Source organism: Paenibacillus arenosi (assembly GCF_014841135.1).
Taxonomy (GTDB): Bacteria; Bacillota; Bacilli; order Paenibacillales; family Paenibacillaceae; genus Paenibacillus_B; species Paenibacillus_B arenosi.
On record NZ_JACYTN010000009.1, the window covers coordinates 79,574 to 103,437 of the forward strand.

5 protein-coding genes are annotated in these 23,864 nt (G+C 51.1%); 1 reads left to right on the plus strand and 4 read right to left on the minus strand.

Annotated elements, in window-relative coordinates:
• Nucleotides 1–64 precede the first annotated feature (64 nt).
• Nucleotides 65–568: a transposase gene (locus IFO66_RS13300; RefSeq protein WP_192025604.1), complete on the minus strand. Its 504-nt coding sequence runs from the start codon at nt 566–568 to the stop codon at nt 65–67.
• 853 nt (nt 569–1,421) lie between these two features.
• Entirely contained in the window at nt 1,422–1,700 is a 279-nt protein-coding gene (locus IFO66_RS13305) for a hypothetical protein (protein ID WP_192025605.1), read from the minus strand.
• A 698-nt stretch (nt 1,701–2,398) separates the two neighbouring features.
• Here IFO66_RS13305 and IFO66_RS13310 point away from each other — a divergent pair.
• The gene (locus IFO66_RS13310) at nt 2,399–2,758 is read left to right on the plus strand and encodes a transposase (protein WP_192025606.1); all 360 of its coding nucleotides are present in this window, start codon (nt 2,399–2,401) and stop codon (nt 2,756–2,758) included.
• Between the two features lie 701 nt (nt 2,759–3,459).
• Here IFO66_RS13310 and IFO66_RS13320 read toward each other — a convergent pair.
• The gene (locus IFO66_RS13320; protein ID WP_192025608.1) at nt 3,460–3,903 is read right to left on the minus strand and encodes a hypothetical protein; all 444 of its coding nucleotides are present in this window, start codon (nt 3,901–3,903) and stop codon (nt 3,460–3,462) included.
• Nucleotides 3,904–4,802: 899 nt separating this feature from the next.
• Nucleotides 4,803–23,747, minus strand: a complete 18,945-nt coding sequence (locus tag IFO66_RS13325) for a non-ribosomal peptide synthase/polyketide synthase (RefSeq protein ID WP_192025609.1) — start codon at nt 23,745–23,747, stop codon at nt 4,803–4,805.
• Between the last annotated feature and the right edge of the window lie 117 nt (nt 23,748–23,864).

A 23,864-nucleotide genomic window follows, 5' to 3' on the forward strand; every position in this document is an offset into this window, starting at 1 on the left:
TATAATAATGAAAAACATAGTTTGTGCTATAATACATTAAAGTCTATAGCTAATCAACATTTAATTACGTTTGTTGATTAACCATATATTTGAGTTTTTTCACAGCAAGCACTCCCTTTTCTTCACTGAGAAAGGCGAATTCTCTGACAAATATTCCCGATAATCCTAGTATTAGAAGACGAGAAGCATGTACGAAGGGAAGTTCGACATGTTTCGGAATAGCCAAATTCCCATGATCATAAAGTGCATTAATCAGTACATACACCAGCAGATAAACATAATCCCCCCCATAAACTTCATTTTCAGATGTTCCATTCAATGTAGAGACATCCCAATGTTTTTGAATCCAACGGAATAACAACTCCACTTGCCAGCGAACTTTATACATCTTCGCAATATGTTCCGCACCATCGAGGAATCCATTCCACTGTGCAAAAGCAGCTTGCGCCCAGTATTGAAGTAACGTATATACGTTGAAATTACGTGCTGTGTCGTGATAAGCAATCAGACTAACAACGGATTCGACTTTTACTTTCGATAATATAGATTGAAGCATAGATAGGAACATGATAGGCTTTCTCGTGAGGTCGCCTTTTTCTGATCGTTGCAGTGGTGCTTACGATATTATAGGAAAATAGGTTTTTTTATGTATTTTTGTATATTATCGGTTAATCAACAAGAGTGGTAGAAAACGATATTTAATAAAGCGGTAGACCCCTTCGATATAAATCAGAAAAAACCTCTTCACTACTCGATGTGATTAAGTAACTGCAACTATACATGGAGTTGGACATGATAGGCTAGCCTGCCATACGAAACCCTTGTGGTTTCGCCCTTTTGCTTAAAATCATACCTATATAGACTCCATGACAAGTCCCCTATTAGCCTAGTAAACGCAGCAGTTTCGACCTAGTATAGTGTCGGCTCAAGAAGCAAAGGAACACACAGCAACCGTAGCGTAGCATGAAATACCGAGGATTATTTGATAGGATAAGATATATATACACAATCAAAAGTAGGAAAAGAATTACCGCATATTAAATAGAATTTATCAATTAAAATAAGAGTCTTTCGTGACCGTGTAGTTCGAAAAATTTTCTAATGGAATGCAACCAAATATGGTTAAAATATTAACATGTAAACCTAATTAGAAGTGGATTAGTGACATTATATATTGCAATTATTAAAGGTTGGCTCTATCTAAGTAGTATGCTGTATTTGCTTGGACAAAAACTGGGAGATGGGGCTAAAAGGACTGTATTTGAGTACAGCGGACTCTTTTACAACTGTCGGAGAACTAATTCCTATAATAGGTATGTCCCGCCATTTTTAGTCGAAAACGAGGAGCAGTATTAGATTACAAAGTGTCAATTTGACTTTCCTTCGTTTCTACTTTTTAAGCTAATGTTAGTCTGCCACAATCATTGAACTATAGAAATTTCAATAACTTCTAATAACTTAGGGTCCCAAGAATCCTTATTACCTTTCTTTTTAATTTTCGCTTTAATTTTTTGTCCAATATGATAGTCAGTAATATCACTTACATAGATTGATTCACTGTTATCGACTACGATTAATTTTTCATTTAGATCTACAGTAGTTATGTACCCTGTTAAGAAAATCGTTTCTTGATCAGTATTATTAAAACAACCAGAGATCAGCATAGTTAACACTATAAAAATAGGGAGTATTTTTTTCAAGATTGTCACCTCCTGCTTTTTATATTAATAGAACTCGCTCATAATTTTTTTGAGTTCAGTTTTTCAGTTTAATGTAGATCCAAGAGGGGGTTTTCACTCCCTTTAGGACGATGATATGTCAGTGATTGGTTGTAGGGTTGTATCAATATATTTAATATTCCATAACAAAGAATCATTCCTTTTTGTGTAAATTAACATTACCTCCCCCAAATGTCAACAAACCAATCGTTACTTTTATGAAGCATGCGGACGCTTTCTTTTCAAAGCCTATCTTCCAAGGCTCTAAAATTGTGAAGGTATCCGTGAATTGTCGAGAGAATACTGAAGGGAATATCCCAATCAGCTTTAGAACAACTCACATGATCTAAGGCGTGTCTGAAAACTCACCACTATGTTAATTTAAAAATGGTAGCTACGTGTACAAACGACAAGAATGACTTAACTAGCTTATCGTAATGAGTAGCTAGTATGTCAACTCAAATATAGTCAACTTTCTATAAGGCTATTCGTTTGTAGGTTTCGGGCTCCTATATCTCAACGTTCCATATATTGGATTATAATTACACCAATGAATCAATTTCATAAATCCAATCCCTCATAATGAAAAGGTTTTTAAGGCATAGAAAAAGGAGTACCTCCCCAAATCTCGAATAGGTTAAGCGACAAAACCAACCAAATTAGAGACGAGGTGAACTCCTATGGCCTATATTCGACACGAGAGTCTGTTTTCCCTGCAAGATTTATATAACATGCAACGCGAACAACGATTTGCAGCGATCTTTGCAGCGTTAGACATTACCCCCATGTTGTCCGTAGTCCGTAAGCAGTCGCGATTTGGAGCTCCTGTAGACGTTAATTACGCTGCCATGATCTATTCGCTTGTTGCACGAATCGTCGAACGTATTCCAACGATCAAAGATCTACTCAAAAAGCTTCGTGAAGATATTCTCTTTCGGCTGGATTGCGGATTCTCTTTGGCTGAATATATTCCTTCAGCAGCTACGTATTCCCGGCTTATTCAAAAGTTAAGTTCAAAGTCGTGCTTTAGAAGCCATTAACCAACAAGTCTTAAAACTCGCCTTTGAGGAAGGATTTATTTCGGACGATACGCTCGCCATCGATGCCACTCATATTGAGGCGCGGGATCAAGCTCCCGTGAAGCGAAGATCGGCGGTTGAACGCGTGAATGCTTATTTAAAAGAGTTCTTCCAATTAAACAATGTGAGACATCGATCTGGAACAAAAGCGAGGCTGCATTTTAACCTCGCAACTTTGGTGTACAACAGTATGAAATTAGCTACTGACCGTCTAAACAAAAAACGTAACATTCAAGCAGCCTAAGTTTAAAAGCAGTCTTTATTGAATCGGAGTAGTCTATTCTTTTTTGAACTGATGCATTATGAAATTGATTCAATACCACGAGTAAAAGGAAAAACTAGGAGACTTTATACTTCTAACAATTAGAGAGTCATATTAAATTCTCACATCTTCATCTTTGAAGCAATACGTACGTGACTAAATCTTTACTAAAGCCCCAATACATTTTCATTGGTCACTTTTCATTGCTTACTACTTTTTAGATTGCTCGAATTGACAATTAAGTTCATTGGGTTGCTTTAATTGGTTATATGCATCCTTGTGAGGTTTGTACTTGGCAACTGTGTAGGAGAATTCAAGGTCTTGAGCCTACATAATGCAAGCGATTCACGATCTGATCAATCATTAAAATGGATAACGGTGCAGTATTACACTTGAAATATCAATCATTTACATGCTCCTCTTTTAAAATTAAGATACTACTAGCCCCTTTTTCAAAGTCCCATTCCGTTCCTCCACTCAAAATGGCTCCAAATGCATGATCATCAGCATTTCTATACAACTCAACATCCCCTACGGACATATAGGCTAAAATGTCCCTACCATAGGTGTTAGCCAAACCACTAGGATAATCAGCTGTATCACTGGACATTTTGTCGGTTTTCCATTCACATGCTTTCTTGCATATTTCATCAATCGTTTCATTCGGTAAATGATTCAAAACATCTTGAATGTATTTTTCTGCTTCTTCCAAGCTCATTTCATCTGTATGGAAGTGATATTCAACCTCGCATTGGAATAAATATAGCAGCCCAAACCCCGACATTTTGGTTTCATCTAAAGGATCTTCCAATCCAACTCGTTCTAGATGAAATCTCTCAGTCATACCATTCGCCTCCTGTAACCTACAATAAAACCTTAGTAAATCCTACTCTCGCTTCCCTACATTTACGGTCTTTTTAAGCTTGGTTATCGTCATTAATATAATAGTTCGATTTCTCTTTTCCTTTATCCATGTAGGTAATCTACTAAATAACCCTTGATTGCACCAGCCTAACTTTTCATGTCTTGAACTTTCACGTAATTTCGCTTGCACGTAATTCTCTATGTATTCTAGATGTTTTACATTGTAGGCCCAAAGTATATTTCCTTTGCAATTTGCTTTTAACCACAGCTGATATTCATTCATAGCTTCATCTATCTTCCCACAATGGTTACAAAGCAAAAGTCTTCTGAGACATGAATCCGTAGCCGTCGCTTGAAATTCGGTTATGACTGTTGCACAATTATTGCAGCTAGGACACACAACCAATAAGTTATTAACAAAGTCATCAATATGCAATCTTGGATCTTTAAATCGAGACATTATAAAGTTCCCCTCTCCTTCTCTAGCTGAAGTGATGCCAGCAACAGTAGGACTCATTTCCTCATTATAAATGACTTCCTACTGTTCTTCTTCTACCCTATTACTCTTTTTATATGCTCAATTTTCTTTTTCAAAGAATTATCTCTAATAATCTCTCCATCTTTAGTAGATTGTGCATATTTTTGAACTAACCGCTCTGTACTATGTGAGAGTTCAAAAGTACTGTCTTCAAATACTCTTTTTGAACTAAAGTTAGGTTATTATTCATTTTTATTTTATTAAATTCTTCTATCAAAACACTTACTAATACTAATCTCTTAGTAATCCAATATTCACTTCTTTCAATTGAAAAAAAAAAAAAAAAACCGGCAGGATGCATACCGAGAGAAATACGGCATACACCCAAGCCAGTTAAGTGATTAGAAAATAATATCAATAGCCTCTAGCATATCTTGCTCCTGTTCGGATTGCCCGTTCAGGGAAATATCCTTCAACAGCACCGAAGGCTGTTCGCCAATTTGGGTGATGATCACGAGCAAATCCTGAGCGAAATTGTCGATCAGATTGCGCGTAAACAACTTGGTAGCATATTCAAACTGTCCGTTCATTCCCTCATCCAGCAACGAGATGACCAAGGTAAGATCAAATTGGGAAACCGTATGTGTTTCCGGATAAGATTCGATCTTGATATCCCCGAAGCTTTGAACGTTATCTTCCTTGGTTTCTAGGACAAACACGACATCGAATACAGGATTGCGGCTTTGATCTCGCGGCGCCTGTAGCTTTTTCACAAGCTCCTCAAACGGATAATCCTGATGGTCGTATGCCCCCAACATCGTTTCTTTGACTTCGTTCAAGTAAGCGAGGAACGTCTTCTCCCCGGACGGATAATGTCGAATCGCCAAAGTGTTGACAAACATTCCGATGAGCGGCTCGAGGTCGGCATGTGTGCGGCCCGAAACCGGCGTGCCTACGATGAAGTCTTCTTGTCCCGAGTACTTGCTGAGCAGGATAGAATAGGCCGTAAATAACACCATATAAAGGGTCGCACCGTTCTCATCGGCAATGCGCTGCAAGCTGTCGGTCATCTGCTTGTCGATGCTGAAAGGTAGCACATCTCCCTCAAAGCTGCGAGCGGCAGGTCTGACAAAGTCCGTAGGTAGTTCAAGCGTCGGCAGGTCACCTTCCAGCACGTCCAGCCAGTAGGCTTCCTGACGTTTCAGCCGCTCTTTTATAGGTTCGGACTGCTGCCAAGCGGCGAATTCCTTATATTGAACCCGAAGCGGTTCCAGAGTCTCGCCGTTATACAGGCGCAGCAGCTCTTCAACGAAGATGCCCATCGACATGCCATCCGTGACGATATGATGAATGTCCAGCATGAGCAGATGCCGTTCCGCCTCCCATTCGACTAAGCCCACGCGCAGCAGCGGCGGTCGCTCCAAATCAAAGACGCGCACAAAGTCGTCTACAAGGCTCTTCGTTTCACTTTCCGTCGCTTTCGTATACTCGACGGCAAACTCCAAGTCCGGATATATCCGTTGTACCGGTTCGCCGTCAACCATTTCGAAGCCGGTTCGTAAAATTTCGTGACGAGCTATCACTCCTTTGAGCGCCAACTCGAATGGTTTCCGTTCTAAGCGCCCGACGAGGACCGTCATGCCTGACATGTTGTAGCTAAGCTCGGCGCCTTCCATCTGCTGCTGGATATACAGCCGTTTTTGCACGGAGGAAAGTGGATAGTAATCCCTCTTATCCAGTACTGGAATGGAGAGGTATTCCTGTCGCTCCAATTGGCTAATCGCTTCGGCCATCGCTTCGACGGTCGAGTGCCGGAACACATCGCGCAGCGGCAGGTCCACACTCAGCTCCTTGTGCACCTTGCTGACCAGCGTCGTCGCCCGCAGGGAGTGCCCGCCGAGGTCGAAGAAGTTGTCCGTCACGCCAATCGTGACCGGTCCGAGCACGTCCTGCCAGATGGCGACCAATTTTGCCTCCAGTTTGGTGCGCGGCGCCACGTATTCGCGGCCTGCGCTTGCTTCCCCTTCTGGCGCTGGCAGCGCCTTCCGATCGATCTTTCCGTTCGGCGTCAGAGGCAGGCGCTCTAGCTCAACGAAGTACGACGGGATCATGTAACCCGGCAGTTCGCTGGAGATCGCCCGTTTCAAGTCTGTCGCCGTCAGTTCGCCATCCGTTGTGTAGTACGCGCACAGTGCTTTCTGCCCGTCCGCGTCACTTCGAACTAGCACCACCGCTTCGCGCACACCTTCCACCCATAGCAGTTGCGACTCGATCTCACCCGTCTCGATCCGGTAGCCCCGGATTTTCGCCTGGTTGTCGATTCGGCCGATGAAGTCCACGTTGCCGTCTTCCGTCCACCGTGCCAAGTCTCCCGTGCGGTACAGCCGCTCGCCCGCGGCGAACGGACTATCTACGAATTTCTCTTCTGTAAGTTCCGGACGGTTCAAATACCCACGCGCTACCCCGACTCCCCCGATAACGAGCTCTCCCAGCACCCCGACCGGCACCGGATTCAGATGCGCGTCCACGATATAGAATTTCGCATTCAGCCACGCTTTGCCAATCGGCACATTGCCTGTCTGCGGCAGCTTCATCAACGGCTCATCGTAGAAGCTTGAATCGATCGCCGCTTCCGTCACGCCGTATGCATTGATAATGCGGAACAACGAGCCAAAGCGTTCCTGCAAGGTTCGGTAATCCGCCACACTACAGCTGTCCGAGCTCGTGATCAACAGCTCCATCCCGCTCATATCCAGCCGCTGCTCGTGCACATACTCCATGAACGGCACGATCAGCGCCGGCGTTGATTCGAAGATGGTGACCCGCTCCCGCTCTATCCAGTGGTGCAGACGAGACGGATCAATCCGGTCGTCCTTCGGCACAATTACCATCGTGCCTCCGTTGTACAACGTCCGCGCGATATCTCCTACGAACACGTCGAACGAGAAGCTTGCGAGCTGCAACAGCCGCACCGGGAACTGATCCAACCGGTATTCCCGCCGGTAGCCCGCCGCCGTGTTCACCAAGCTGCGGTGCTCGATCATCACGCCCTTCGGCTTGCCTGTCGTTCCCGACGTGTAGATCACGTACGCCAGATCCTCCGGACGGGCTTCATGGAAGCTGTCGGTGCCAACATGCTGATGACCCTCATCGCCGTCGTCCACAGCATCCGTCAGCTTGCCGGAAATAATGCTGGAGACAATCGGCGCATTCGCCAGATCCTTGCTGTACGACGCTTCGTCATCCAGATACAATACCGCCTCCAGCGCCAGATCCTCTTCGTCGAGCCAGGCTTCAGCACGCTCTCGCAGCGCCGTTTGCGTCAGCAGCACCTTCGCTCCGCTGTCTTCGAGCATAAACCTCACGCGCTCTGCCGGGTAATCCGGGTCGAGAGGCACATACGCCCCGCACGCTTTCCAGACGGCCAGCACGGCTACCAGCAAGTCCACCGAACGCTCGGCAAGAATGCCGACGATCGTCTCCCGGCCAATACCGCTTGTGCGTAGCGTAGCCGCCAAGCAGTTCGCCCGCTCGTTCAGCTCCGCATACGTCAGCCGGCCGTTCTCGTACACGACGGCCTCCGCTTCCGGCGTGCGCTCCACCTGTTCCTCAAATAGCTGGTGGAACGCGCTCACAGGAGCCGCTTCCGGCTGCGTCGGGTTAAATGCGCCGAGAATTTGCTCTTTCTCCGCTGGTGTCAAAATACCCAGCTCGGCAATAGTCGCCGACGGATTGCTGAGAATGGATTCAAGCAGTTGCAAGTAGTGAGTAGCCAATTTTTCCACCGTTTCAGTTTTATAAAGAGCAGTCGCGTATTCAAACAGATATTCCAAGCCTTCCTCGATCTCGGTGACATCCAAGCTGAGATCGAATTTAGAAACAATTTCTTCGCTGGCATACGTCGACAAATGGAGTCCAGAAAGCTGGATTTCCAAATTCTCTGTATTCTGCAAAGCAAACATCGTATCGAACAGCGGATTGCGGCTTAAATCGCGAGCCACGTTTACCTTATCTACCAGTTCCTCAAACGGATAATTTTGATGTTCAAACGCGCCCAGCGTCGTCTCCTTGATTTCCTTCAAGTAGTCAAGAAACGTCTTATCAGCAGTCGGATAACTGCGGATGGCCAGGGTATTGACGAACATCCCAATCAGCGGTTGGACATCACTGTGATTTCTTCCCGCAATCGGCGTACCAACCACGACGTCTTCTTGCCCTGTATATTTATGCAATAACATTGTATAACCAGCAAGCAGAACCATGTAAAGCGTTGCGCCGTTCTCGGCTGCAAGCCGTTTCAGACCCTCGCTTTTCTCGCTATTCATAAACAATTGCAGCGTGCGACCCTCATAACTCTGCATAGCTGGGCGCGAATAGTCCGTCGGCAATTCCAAAACCGGCAGCTCGCCGCGGAACATATTGAGCCAGTAGGCTTCCTGCTTGGCAAGCTGAGCTTTTTGCTCGTCCGATTGCTGCCATACCGCATAATCTTTGTACTGAATGCGGAGCTGCTCCAACGGCTCCCCGCTGTACAAGCGGACGAACTCTTCGATCAGTACGTCCATCGAAACGCCATCAGATACGATATGATGTGTATCGAACATCAGAATGTGCCGCTCCGGTGCCAGTTCGGCAAGGCCTACCCGCAGAAGTGGCGGCTTCGCTAGATTAAACGAACGAACGAATTGGCGCACCGTTTCTTCCGCCTGCTCCCCGCTAATGTGCACATATTCCACCTGGAAGGCAACTTCTTCATAAATCCGCTGAACTGCTTCTCCTTTTACCATTTCAAAGCCGGTACGCAGCGTTTCATGACGAGCTACGAGCCCGCGGAACGCCTCTTCAAACCGCTGCCGATCAAGCTCCCCTTCGAGCAGCATTGCTCCCGGAATGTTGTAGCTCAGCTCGCCTCCTTCCAGCTGGTTCAAGATATAGAGACGTTTCTGAGCGGAAGAGAGCGGATAATACCCACTAGGTTCCGCAGCCGGAATAGCCGTGAACGAGCCGATCTCCATTCGCTCCATAGCCGCAGCCATTTCCTCAACTGTCGAGTAGCGGAAAACGTCGCGAAGCGGGAATTCGAAGCCTAGCTCCTTATGCATCTTGCTGACAAGCGTCGTCGCCCGAAGGGAGTGTCCGCCGAGGTCGAAGAAGTTGTCCGTTACGCCTACCGCCTTCTCCCGAACAAGCACATATTGCCAAATGGCGGCCAGCTTCGCCTCAAGTTCGGTGCGCGGCGCCACGTATTCGTGTCCTCCACCTACTCCCCCTTCCGGTGCAGGCAACGCCTTCCGGTCAATCTTTCCGTTTGGCGTCAGAGGCAGGCACTCCAGCTCCACGAAGTACGACGGGATCATGTAACCCGGCAGCTCTTGCGCCAGCTCGCTGCGCAAATCGTTCACTGCTAGTTCCACCCCGGTATCCCGCGTGTAGTACGCGCACAGTGCTTTCTGCCCGTCTGCGTCACTTCGAACTAGCACCACCGCTTCGCGAACGCCTTCCACCCGCAGCAGCTGCGATTCAATCTCGCCCGTCTCTATCCGGTAGCCCCGGATTTTTGCTTGGTTGTCGATCCGGCCGATGAAATCCACGTTGCCGTCTTCCATCCACCGCGCCATGTCTCCCGTGCGGTACAACCGCTCGCCCGCCGCGAACGGACTGTCTACGAACTTCTCTTCTGTAAGGTCCGGACGGTTTAAGTACCCACGCGCTACCCCGACTCCGCCGATAACCAGCTCGCCCAGCACCCCGACCGGCACCGGGTTCAGGTGCGCATCCACGATGTAGAACTTCGCATTCAGCCACGCTTTGCCGATCGGCACATTGCCTGTCTGCGGCAGCTTCATCAGTGGTTCGTCGTAGAAGCTTGAATCGATCGCCGCTTCCGTCACGCCGTATGCATTGATAATTCGGAACAACGAGCCGAAGCGTTCCTGCAAGATTCGATAATCCGCCACGCTGCAGCTGTCCGAACTCGTGATTAACAGCTCCATCCCGCTCATATCCAGCCGCTGCTCGTGCACATACTCCATGAACGGCACAATCAGCGCCGGTGTTGATTCAAAGATGGTGACCCGCTCCCGCTCTATCCAGTGGTGCAGACGAGACGGATCAATTCGGTCGTCCTTCGGCACAATTACCATCGTGCCTCCGTTGTACAACGTCCGCGCGATATCTCCTACGAACACGTCGAACGAGAAGCTTGCGAGCTGTAACAGCCGTACCGGGAACTGATCCAAACGGTATTCCCGTCGGTAGCCCGCCGCCGTGTTCACCAAGCTGCGGTGCTCAATCATTACGCCTTTCGGCTTGCCTGTCGTTCCCGACGTGTAGATTACGTACGCCAGATCCTCCGGACGGGCTTCATGGAAGCTATCAGTGCCGACATGCTGATAGCTCTCATCGCCGTCATCCACAGCATCCGTCAACTTACCGGAGACCATGTTGGAGACAACCGATGCATTCGCCCGCACCTCGCTGTACGACGCTTCGTCGTCCAAGTACAGCACGGCCGCCAGCGCTAACCCCTCTTCGTCAAGCCAGGCTTCAGCGCGCTCTCGCAGCACCGTTTGCGTCAGCAGCACCTTAGCTCCGCTATCTTCCAGCATGAACCGCACGCGGTCTGCCGGATAATCCGGGTCGAGCGGCACATACGCCCCGCCCGCTTTCCAGACGGCCAGCACGGCTACCAGCAAGTCCACCGAACGCTCGGCAAGAATGCCGACAATCGTCTCCCGGCCGATGCCGCTTACACGCAGCGTATTAGCCAAGCAGTTCGCCCGCTCGTTCAGCTCCGCATACGTCAGCCTGTCATTCTCGTACACGACGGAAGCCGCTTCGGGTGTGCGTTCCGCCTGCTCCTCGAACAGCCGGTGGAACGCCGCCGTAGGAGCCGCTTCCGGCTGCGCCGGGTTGAACGCGCCGAGAATTTGTTCTTTTTCCGCTGATGTCAAAAGCTCCAACTGATTCACACGGATGTTCGGGTTTGCCGCAACCTTCTCCAGTGCCCGAGCAAAATGACCGTGGATCTGCCTGATGTCTTCTTCTCTGAACGTCAGCGCATTGTACGTAAACCGCAACAAAATATGCTCTTCCGGAATGACGGTAATATCCAGGTCGTAGTTCGTTTGCTCCGGCGACTGGATATTAGCGATTTTCATCGCTTCTTTATCTCCGCCGACGACCTGCTCAATTTGTTCTTCCATCGGATAATTTTCAAAGACCATGATATGGTTGATCAAGTCGCGCTTTTGCTCGCTCAGCGACTGAATTTCGAACAGCGGGAACGTTTCGTAAGCTCCCGATGCCAGCGCCTGATCCTGGGTTTTTCTCAAAATATCGGCTACCGTCTCCTCGGCTTTTCCTTGAATACGGACCGGGATTGTATTAATAAACAGGCCAATCATGCTTTCGATACCCGGAATTTCCGCCGGACGCCCGGATACGACGGAGCCAAATACGACATCCTCGCTGTTGTTGTATACCTGCAGAACCAGTCCCCATACGGTCTGCATGAACGTATTCAGCGTCACTTGCTGCTGGCGCGCCACCCGCTCAATTTGCCTGGTCAGTTCCTTGCTGAGTTCTACATCGATTTCAGCCGCTTCATAAGCGCCCTGCTTCAGCTGCGTGTTCTCCTGGGGCAGCTTGGTCTGCTGATCGTAACCCGCCAAATACTCGGACCAATAACGCGAAGCTTTCGCGGCATCTTGAGCTTCTAGCCATTCGATATACCGGGAGTACGAGGTAACCGCAGGAAGCTCCAGCGTCTGCTTCTCCTGGAACGCGAAGTAGGCGTCGAACACTTCCTTGAGCATGAAGGACATGCACCAGCCATCCATCAAAATGTGATGGTGACTCCAGATCACATGGTAGGACTCGTCGCCCGTGCGCAGAACGGTCACGCGCATAAGAGAGCCTCGGGCCAAATCAAACTTGTTGGCTTTATCCGCGCTAACGAAATCGGCTATCGTCTTCTCCGGGCCTTCATCGCTAACCGAGCGAATATCTTCGAAGTACACTTCACACTTTCGCTCGCGGAATACCACTTGAATCGGCTCGTCTCTCCAGCCGGTAATAAAGTTGGTCCGCAGCGTCTCATTCCGCTGCACCAGCGTATCCAACCCTTGGATGAAGTCTTCGACATTCAGGCTTCCGTACAGATCGAAGGTCACCTGTTCGAAGTAAGCTTCCGAATCGGCATCCAACAGGCTGTGGAACAACATCCCTTTTTGCAGCGGAGTCAGGTTGTATACATTCTCCAGTTCGCCGAGCGCCGTCGTATGTTCGGCCAGTCGCTCCAGTTCCTCCACCGTCACATCTTGAAGCAGTACGTCGCTAGGCGTAAGCTCCGGAAGCTCTTTCGATACGCAATGACTGATAACTTCACGCAAGCTCGATTGAAGCAGGATCCCCAGGCGCTCTACCGTTTCCCGTTTAAACTGGGTTTCCCCATAACGAATCGTGAGTTCCAGCACTCCTTCCGACACCATACCGTTGATATCGAGAACAAAATCCATCACTGCATTCGGGCTTGAATCGGAACCCGAGCTGAACGGAGACGGCTGCGAGCCGTTGCTTTCGTAATTCTGGTCGAATTGACCCAAATAGTTAAAGCTGATTTCAGGCTCCAAAGCCAAGCGCTCGCCGTCACGCGGCGCCGACAAATAACGCAGGATGCCGTAGCCGATTCCTTTATTCGGAATGCGGCGCAAGCTTTCTTTAACCTGTTTTACCTGATGACTGAGCGCCTGGGCGTGACCCAGCTCCAGAACGACAGGGAATTGGCTTGTAAACCAGCCTATCGTGCGCGTAATGTCCACATCCGGCAAAATATCTTCCCGACCGTGGCCTTCGAGATTCACCAACACCCGTTCCCGGCCGCTCCAAGCTTGTACCGCGAGGCCAAGCGCGGCAAGCAGCAAATCGTTCATTTCCGTATGGTAAGCACGGTGTGCCTGCTTCAACAGCTGTTCGGTTTCCTCCGCCGTCCAGCGAACGGTCACGAGCCCGCTGTCCTTCAGCTTGGATCTGCCTCGGTCAAAGTCTCTCGGAAGCGGTTCATAGATCCATTGCTCGATATGCTGCCAATACTCTCTCTCGCTTTCCATCGCCAGACCGTTCGCATAATCAGCAAGCTGCTTCGCCCACACTTGGAATGAATCCGTTTTGAGCGGCAAACGAATCGGCTGCCCTTGCAGCGCCTGCTCATAGCCGGCAGCAAAATCCTCAAGCAGAATCCGCCAGGATACGCCGTCTACGACCAAATGATGGATCGCGATGAGCAGGTGGTCGCCGTCGTCGCAGCGGAACAAGCCGATCTTCACCAGTGGACCGTTTTCCAAATCGATGCTCGCTTGAATATCATTCGCCTTAGCCTCTACCGCTTCTTTCACGTCGCCGACTCCCTTGAAATCGACAACTTCCAGATCGAACAGCGCTTCGTTCTCCCCGGCGCCGCGGTTCCAGGCGGTATAGCCGTTCTCAGTTAGTCGGTAAACCGTACGGAGAGCATCGTGATGCACGACAAGCTGACGCACCGCTTGGCATAATGCTTCTTCGTCAAATCCTTGCATGGAGAACTGCATATACGCCTGATTGCTGTGATGCACGTCGGCCGGATTTTGTTCAAAGAACCAGCGCTGAATCGGAGTCAAGATGACTTCTCCCGTCACTTCGGCCTGGCTTGCCGTTCTCTCCGCCGTTTGCAGCTGTAAACTAAGGGCAGAAATCGTCGGGTAATGGAACAAATCTTTCATGACCAGCTTGTACCCCGTTTGCAAAAGACGGGACGATACCTGCAATGCCTTGATCGAATCGCCACCGAGTGCAAAGAAATTGTCCATCGTACCGACCTGATCCACGCCCAGCACCGACTGCCAGACCGACACAAGTGCTTGCTCAGCAGGAGTACGAGGCGCCGTGTATGCAGCCTCGGCACGAATGCTTCCTTCCGGCACAGGTAGCGCTTTACGGTCGATTTTCCCGTTCGGCGTAAGCGGCATTTGATCTAGGCGCATGATGCGCGAAGGCACCATATGGGAAGGCAGCGCGGCGTCCAGATGAGTCACAAGCCCTTCCAGATCGAAGCTGGAATCCGCTGCGACATACCCGCACAAATATTTCTGTTCCCGCTCATCCGTCCGGTCGATGACAAGCGCTTGACGCACGCCGACAACATTTTGCATGACCGCTTCAATTTCACCAAGTTCGATCCGATAGCCGTGAATTTTCACCTGGTTGTCGATCCGACCGATGAAGTCCACGTTGCCGTCCGGCATCCAGCGCGCCAGATCCCCAGTCCGGTACAGCCGCTCTCCAGTCGCGAACGGGCTGTCTACGAATTTCTCCGCCGTCAAATCCGGTCGGTTCAAGTAACCCCGCGCCACACCTGCTCCACCGATAACCAACTCGCCCAACACCCCGATAGGCACCGGCTTCAGATTCGCATCCACGATGTAGAACTTGGCGTTCAGCCACGCTTTCCCGATCGGCACGCTACCCGTCTTCGGCAGCTTCTCCAGTGTCTCGTCATAGAAGCTGGAGTCAATCGCCGCTTCCGTTACGCCGTAACTGTTAATAATACGGAACCGTGAGCCGAAGCGCTCCTGCAAGGTACGGTAATCCGCTACGCTGCACGCATCCGAGCTTGTGATCAGCAGCTGCAGCGAGCTGAGGTCCAGACCCTCGGCATGAACATGCTCCATGAACGGTACGATCAGTGCAGGAGTCGATTCGAACACCGTCACGGCATAGTCGCGAATCCAGCCGTAGAGGCGGATTGGGTCAATCCGGTCGTCCTTCGGCACGATGACCATCGTGCCACCGTTGTACAGCGTCCGCGCAATGTCCCCGACGAACACGTCGAACGAGAAGCTGGCGAGCTGCAGCAGACGGATCGGGAACTGATCCAGGCGGTAGTCCCGCTGGTAGCCCGCCGCTGTGTTCACCAGGCTGCGGTGCTCAATCATCACGCCCTTCGGACGGCCCGTCGTACCGGAGGTGTAAATGACGTAAGCCAAATCGTGCGGCTTGTTCACATTCGCCGGATTCGATGCAAATTCCACCGCTAGTACGTTCTTCTCGGCATCTGCCGTGGCGGACGTTTCGGCAGATGCCATTTCCGCTTGCGCCAAAGCCTCCGCCTCTGCGCCTGCTTCGCCCACAGCTTGTACGCCCACAGCCGCTTCCGCCGCTCCGAGGCTGTACGTCGCGGCATCGTCAAGCGCAAACACCGTTTGCAGCACTAGAGCTCCGTCGCTGCGCCAAGCTTCCACCTGCTCCAGCAGGCGGGTTTGCGTGAGCAGCACTGACGCCCCGCTGTCCGCGAGCATATACTCGATCCGATCTGCCGGATAGTCTGGGTCGAGTGGCACATAAGCGCCTCCCGCTTTCCACACGGCGAGCACCCCGATCAGCAGTTCCGCCGAACGGCCGGCCAAAATACCTACCACCTGCTCCGGCTTCACCCCACTCTCCCGCAGTGCATACGCCAGACGATTCGCTTTGGCGTTCAGCTCTGCATACGTCAGCTTGCTGTCTTCATAGACAACCGCCAGCGCTCCCGGAGTGCGCTCCACCTGCTCCTCGAACAGCTCGTGGAACGTTCTCTCTCTCCACGAATCATCCGTAACCAAACCTGTACCCTCCGCGGCGGGTTGCTTCGCAAGAGCCGAAGACGACACGTCAAACCCGACCAGCAAATCATGCTTTTCACTGTCCGTCAAAATATCCAAATCCGAAATCCGCGCACCCGGCTGCGCCAGGATCGACGCCAAAAGCTGCTCGTAATGACCCGCCAGCCGTACCATCGTTTCCACTCTAAACAACGAGGTAGCATACTCGATCTTGCAAACTAGCTCGTTATCGGCTTCCACGATATCCAAGCTAAGATCAAACTTTGCCGTCTTTTCCTCGATGTCGAATTTCGACCATTGCAAACCTTCCAGGGTTACATCCAAACTTTCGTGCTTTTGCAAAGAAAACATGGTGTCAAACAGAGGATTCCGGCTTAAATCCCGACTCACCTGAAGAGCTTCCACCAGTTCCTCGAACGGATAGTCCTGGTGCTCGTAGGCTCCAAGCGTCGTTTCCTTCACTTCCTGCAAGTAATCCATGAACGTTCGCTCCGCCACCGGACCCAAGCGAAGGGCCAGCGTATTGACGAACATGCCGATAATCGGCTGCAGGTCGGCGTGAGAACGGGCGGCAATCGGAGTGCCGACCACGATATCTTCCTGTCCCGCGTATTTATGAAGCAATACGGAGTACGCAGCCAGCAGAAGCATATACAACGTCGCACCCGAATCACCGGCAAGCCGTTTGAGAGCTTCGCTTTTCTCCGCATCCAGCGTAAACGTGAGCGTTTGACCGTCAAACTGTTGGACGGCCGGGCGGGAGAAGTCGAGAGGCAGCTCAAGAACCGGAAGCTCGGAGCTAAATACCCCGCGCCAGTATTCCTCCTGCCCTTTGATGCGCTGGCGCTCCTCCTCGGATTGCTGCCAAACGGCGTAATCCTTGTATTGAATCCGCAGCTCCGGCAATTGTTCCCCATTGTAAAGCCGCATGAATTCGCGCAGCAGCACGTCCATGGAAAGGCCGTCGGAACCAATATGATGAATATCCAGCGCGAGCAGGAACTTCTCTTTCTCCAGTTCGATTAGCAGGGCGCGCAACAAAGGCGGCTCGGTCAAGTCAAAAGGCTGGATGAAGCCCTCAAGAATAGCCGCAACCTGATCTTCACTTGCTTGAAGCTTCTCGACCTTGATAGCTACGAAGGGATGAATGCGTTGAACTGGCTCTCCATTCACGATTTCAAAACCGGTGCGCAGCATATCGTGCCGGGCCACCAAAGTAGTCAGCGCCTTTTCCAAGTTGGCCTCGTTCAAATCCCCTTCCAGCTGTAAAGCGCTTGGTAGGTTGTAATTCAGCTCCGAGTCATCCAGCTGGTGCAGGACGTATAACCTTTTTTGCGCGGAGGAAACCGGATAGTACGCTTTCTCTTCCGCTATAGGAATCGAGCTGTACCGCGTTTCTTCCAAGCTGGCAATAGCCCCAGCCATCGACTCTATCGTCGCATAGCGGAATACATCACGCAGCGGAAGTTCGACGTTCATTTCCTTCCGAATCTCGCTGACAAGGTTCGTCGCCCGCAAGGAGTGACCTCCGAGTTCGAAGAAATTGTCCAGGACTCCAATGCCGGAGTAACCCAGCACTTCCTCCCAGATATTCACAAGCTGTGATTCCGTCCGATTACGCGGTGCTACGTATTCGACACCCGTTTGCAAGCCACCTTGCGGCTCCGGCAGCGCTTTGCGGTCCACTTTGCCGTTGGACGTTAGTGGCATGCGATCCAACTGCACAAAGTACGACGGGATCATGTACCCCGGCATTCCCTTGGACAGCGAGGTTCTCATTTCACTGACTGTTAGTGTCCGGTCCGCCACAAAGTAGGCGACAAGTGCCTTCTCGCCCCCGCCGTCCTGACGGGCAAGCACCACCGCTTCTTCCACGCCCTTGACGTTCAGAAGCTGCGTCTCGATTTCGTCCAGCTCGATCCGGTACCCGCGGATTTTCACCTGGTGGTCGATCCGCCCTAGGTATTCGATGTTGCCATCCGGCAGCCAAGCCGCCAAATCCCCGGAGCGGTACAGTTTCTCCCCCTCTGCAAACGGGGAATCGACGAACTTCTCCGCCGTCAGATCCGGTCGGTTCAGGTAGCCTCTCGCAAGGCCTGCCCCGGCCACGTACATTTCGCCCGTTACGCCAATCGGTACAGGGCGGCGGTTGTCATCAAGGACGTACACGCTCAGCGTCGGGATCGGCTTACCAATATTGCTCTTCGCCGCCTCCATTTCGACCCACGTGATTTCCTTATACGTAACGTGAACCGTCGTCTCGGTAATGCCGTACATATTGATCAGCTTCGTCTCCGGGTACTTCGTCTTGAAGCCCTTGAGCAGTAGCGGACTCAGTGCTTCGCCCCCGAAGATGATGTTGCGGATCCGCAGATCGTACGGATGGTCCGCTAACACTTCACGCAGCAGTTGGTAGAAGTACGTTGGCGTCTGGTTCAAAATCGTGACCTGTTCGCGGCCCAGCAGCGCCAGGAAATCGGCCGGATTTTTCGCCGTGAGCGGCGGTACGATGACCAGCTTGCCTCCGTACAGCAGCGCACCGTACATTTCCCATACGGAGAAATCGAAGCAGAACGAGTGGAACAGCGTCCACGTGTCAGATGGACCGAAGTCGAACAGATTCTTGTCGTTGAACAAGAGGCGCACAACGTTCTTATGCTCGATCAGCGTTCCTTTCGGTCTGCCGGTCGTTCCCGACGTGTAGATGACATAGGCCAGGTTGCCCGGCCCGGCAATCGGTTCTAGGTTCGAAGCATCCAGCGCATCGGCGGAGTCCGCCCCTCTGTCGTCCCAAACAAAATCATCCAGTTCGAAGCGCGTTCCTGCGAAGTCGGTCTTCTCGTGCAGATGCTTTTGAATTAGCAATAGCGGCGCGCCCGAATCCTCGATCATGAAGCGGATGCGCTCTTCCGGGTAGTCAGGATCGACAGGCACGTAGGCTCCGCCCGCTTTGAGAATCGCCAGAATGCCGACGACCATATCGAGCGAACGTTCGGCCAGAATCGCTACCAGCTGATCTGCTTCTACTCCCCTCTCCCGCAGCGTCCGCGCAAGGCGGTTGGATCGCTCGTTCAGCTCGCGGTAGGTCAACTGCCGCTCGTTCATGACCGCGGCCACGTTATCCGGGTAAAGCTCCGCCTGCTCTTCGAACAAGCCGTGAATCGTCTGCTGCTGCGGGTAGTCCGCCTCCGAATCGTTGAAACCGCGCAATAGCTCGCAGATTTCCTCCTCCGTGAGCATTTCCAGCGAGGCAATATTCCCGTCTGCCCCTACTGTGATGGTTTCAAGCAGCTTGTCATAATGTCTGGCGAACCGTTCCGCGGTCTCTTGTTTATACAAAGCCGTTGCGTACTCCAACCGGCACTCGAGCTGACCGTCCAACTCCGAAATGTCCAGGAGCAGCTCGAACTTGGATGTTCGGTTTTCCAACGGATAAAATGATTGCTCCAGCCCCTCGATGACAATTTGCTCGTTCTCCGTATTTTGCAGGGAGAAGAATGTATCAAAGAGCGGATTGCGACCGGTCGCGCGCGGAATGTGAAGGCTTTCCACTAAGTCTTCGAACAAATAATTTTGGTGTTCGAAAGCCCCGAGCGTAATCTCCTTGATTTCTTCCAGGTAAGAAAGGTACGGCTTGGAACGCTCCGGACGACTGCGAATGGCCAACGTGTTGATAAACATCCCTATAATCGGCTGAACTTCTTCCTGCGTTCTTCCGGCAATCGGGGTTCCGACAATCAGATCTTCCTGACCCGAATATTTATGCATTAGGATGGAGTAAGCCGACAGCAGCACCATGTACAGGGTCGTCCCCGTCCGTGCCGCCAGCTCTTTCAGCTTCTCCGTCCGCTCTTTCTCGATATAAAACTTCACGGTCCGGCCGTCAAAACTTTGCACCGCAGGCCGCGGGAAGTCCGTCGGCAGCTCCAACACCGGCAGCTCGCCCGACAGCTGTTCCAGCCAGTACTCCTTCTGGGACTGGAGCATCTGCCCGTAGGCTTCGGAATGCTGCCAAACGGCATAATCTTTGTATTGAATATGCAGCGGAGCCAGCTCCTCGCCCCGATACAAACGGCTGAACTCGTCGAAAAGCAGCGCTGTCGAAATGCCATCTGAGACGATATGGTGCATATCGAACAGCAGAATGTGGCGATCCTCGGCGATTTCGATCAGGCCGATGCGGAGAAGCGGCGGCTTGGTCAAATCAAACGGGCAATAGTAAGCTTCCACCACTTGGTCCAGTTCCCGTTCATCCGTCTGGAAATAATCTACTGCAAACTCCACCTCGTCATAGATGCGCTGGACAAGCTCACCTTGAACCTGCTCGATCCCGGTACGCAGCGTCTCATGGCGTTGAATCAGCGCCCGGAACGCGTGCTCGACGCGCATGCGGTCCAGTTTGCCTTCGAGAAGAAGCGCCGCCGACATATTGTAGCTGCGCTCGGCCCCGTCAAGCTGGCGTAGGACGTACAGACGCTTTTGCTCGGATGAAACCGGATAGTACTCGGCCTCAGCCACCTTTGTAATCTCATACGTCTCCTGCATCTTTAAACCGCTGATTGTTTGGGCCAGTTGTTCGATCGTGGTGTAGCGGAAAACGTCCCGCAGTGGGACCTCGACTTGCAGCTCTTTTCGAATTTTGGAAACGAGCAGGGAGGCCCGCAAGGAATGACCACCCAGGTCAAAGAAATCGTCTTTAACTCCAACTCGCGCAATCCCCAACACCTGCTGCCAAATGAGAGCAAGTCTTGTTTCCAGCGTTGTGCGAGGAGCCACATACTCACGACCTGCTTCTACCTCTCCGGTCGGTTCAGGTAAGGCTTTACGGTCAATTTTTCCATTCGGCGTAAGCGGAAGCTTATCAAGAGACACCAGACGGGCCGGAACCATATGAGCCGGCAGCTCTTGCTTCAATTGGGACAGCAGATCGCTCAACTGCAAGGAAGCATCTGCCGCCACGTAGCCGCACAAATACTTTTGCCCTTGCTCATCTGTACGGTCGATCACCACAGCCTGCTTGACGCCCGAGAAACGCAGCAGGGCCGTTTCAATTTCGCCGAGTTCGATCCGGAACCCGCGAATTTTCACCTGATAGTCGAGCCTGCCGATGAAGTCGACGTTGCCATCTTCCAGCCAGCGGGCCAAATCACCTGTCCGGTACAGACGTTCGCCTAGCACAAACGGGCTGTCTGCAAACTTCTCGGCGGTTAGGTCTGGACGGTTCCAGTACCCGCGCCCCACCCCGGCGCCACCGATGACAAGCTCGCCCGGAACCCCTACAGGAACCGGATTTAATGCGGCATCGACGATGTAAAACCGGGCGTTCAGCCAAGCTTTGCCGATAGGCACATGACCCGACGGCGGCAGCTTATCCAGCGGCTCATCGTAAAAGCTGCTGTCAATGGCCGCTTCGGTAATGCCATAGCTATTGATGATGCGGAATTGTCCACTGAATCTTTCCTGCAGCAATCGGTAATCGATGACACTGCAAGCATCCGAGCTGGTAATCAGCAACTGCATAGAGCTAACGTCCAGCCCTTCTTCATAAATATGCTGCATGAACGGCAGGATGAGCGCAGGCGTCGATTCGAATACCGTAATGTTTTGGTCCCGAATCCAGCCGTATAAGCGGTTCGGATCAATCCGGTCATCCTTCGGCACAATTACCATCGTGCCTCCGTTATACAGCGTCCGCGCGATGTCTCCGACGAACACGTCAAACGAGAAACTGGCCAGCTGTAGCAGCCGTACTGGGAACTGATCCAACCGGTACTCGCGACGGTATGCATCCGCAGTATTCACGAGACTACCGTGCTCGATCATGACGCCTTTCGGGCGTCCCGTCGTACCCGAGGTGTAAATCACATAAGCCAAGTCTTGCGGGTCCCTGCCTACAGATTCAAATTCCACGGCTAAGGCATCCCCGTTATAAATCTGTTCATCGTCCATGGCATAGACAGCTTGAAGCTTCAGCCGGTCATCGGCCAACCAACCTCCGGCCTGCTCCAGCAGATGACGCTGCGTAAGTAGCACCGATGCATCGCTATCGCTGAGCATGTATTCAATCCGCTCAGCCGGATAATCGGGGTCCAGCGGTACATAGGCGCCGCCGGCTTTCCAAACGGCGAGCACCCCGACTAGCAGTTCCACCGAACGCTCCGCCCAGATCCCCGTAATCGTCTCCCTTCCCACGCCCTGTTCGCGAAGGAGAGAAGCCAGCCGCTCGGCGCGTTCGTTCAATTCGCCGTAGGTCAGTTGTTTGTCCATGTAGACGACTGCCGGATGATCCGGAATTTCCTGGGCAAACTTTTCAACATACCGATGAAACACTTCTCCTTTGCTCAGCCCTGCCACCGGCGGGTTAAAAACGTTGAGAATGCGTTGTCTCTCCTCATCGCTCAGCAGAGAAATCTCGCGTACCGGCAGTTCGGGAGTTTGAAGAAATTGATCCAGCACGGTTACATACTGTTCCATAATCCGATCAATCTCGGACTTATCGAACAGGCCGATACGATAGGAAGCATTGAAAATGACATGGTCTTCATGCAGCATATGGTCGAAGCGTAGCAGCAAATCGTCCATCTCGTGACTAGCGAAGTGAGTCTCCCCGCGTACCTTAATTTCTTCGTACTCCACGACTTTCAAAGGTAGATATTCCAGAGACGTGCGGAACAGCCCCGAAAGATCGTTGCGGCCATGTTGTTCACGTAGATCCTGGATCAATTGGTTATAAGGGTATTTCTGATACCGCAGATCCGCCATATTTTCCTTGGAAACCGTTTGGATCAAGGAAAGCACGGGCTCGTCTGGATTCAGACAAATCCGCGTAGCCACGGTGCTGACGAACATGCCGATCATTTCTTTTTCCTTCTTGCCTATGCGATTGGCGAAAACCGTGCCGACCGGAACATCGGTGCTGTCGGTCAGCTTGTACAATAAGGCGTACATGGCGGACAGAAATAACGTATATAAGCTGACCTGATATTGTTCGCTGAAAGCCAAAATGCGTTCATACCGGGAACCATCCAAAGTGATGGCCAGTTTATTGGATTCGCTGCCGATCGAGAATGCTGGGTACGATTTAATTCCCGTCGTTTCAGGCAAAGTGTTGTACTTCGTCAGCCAGTATTCCTTTCCTTTTTGATAACGTTGCGATTGCTCATATTCACGCTCCGCAGAAATATAATCCAAATAGGAAGGGGCCTGGTACCTGCTAGAGATGCCTTTGCGCAGTTCCAAGTATTTTTCCATCACCGCATGTAGCACAATATTGATTGACAAGCCGTCGGCGATAATATGATTTGCCGTCAAATTGAGCCATACTTGGCCGTTCGCAAAATGAATAATTGTAAATTGGTAGAGGTGTTCGTCGAACATGCTGGTCGGTTTTTCGCTTACCTCTTTCACCCAAGCATAGAATTGTTCGGTTGTGCCTATTTCGAGGTGGTTTATCCTAGCTTGGACATTCTCCGGCTCTTCGAACCACTGCGTTGGATTTTGCAAATCCCCGCTAATTCGAATTCGGAAAGCGTCATAGGTTTTGACGATCTCTACCGCCGCTTGCTCCAGAAGCTGTGTGTCGATCTCGCCCGTCATTTGGTAGGTTCCGGAAACCATCATGATTGACGTTCCCGGATTCATAATTTCTATGAACCATATTCGGCGTTGGGCTTGCGTTAATCCATATTGCTCATTGGTATTCTCTCTCACATCGACACACTCCCGTTTTAGAGATTCTTTATAGATAGGCTTTGTACCTAGATGTCACTTAGTCACTCTTAAGAAGAACCGCGCAGGCCATTCCCGAAACGGCTCCTGCGGACTCTT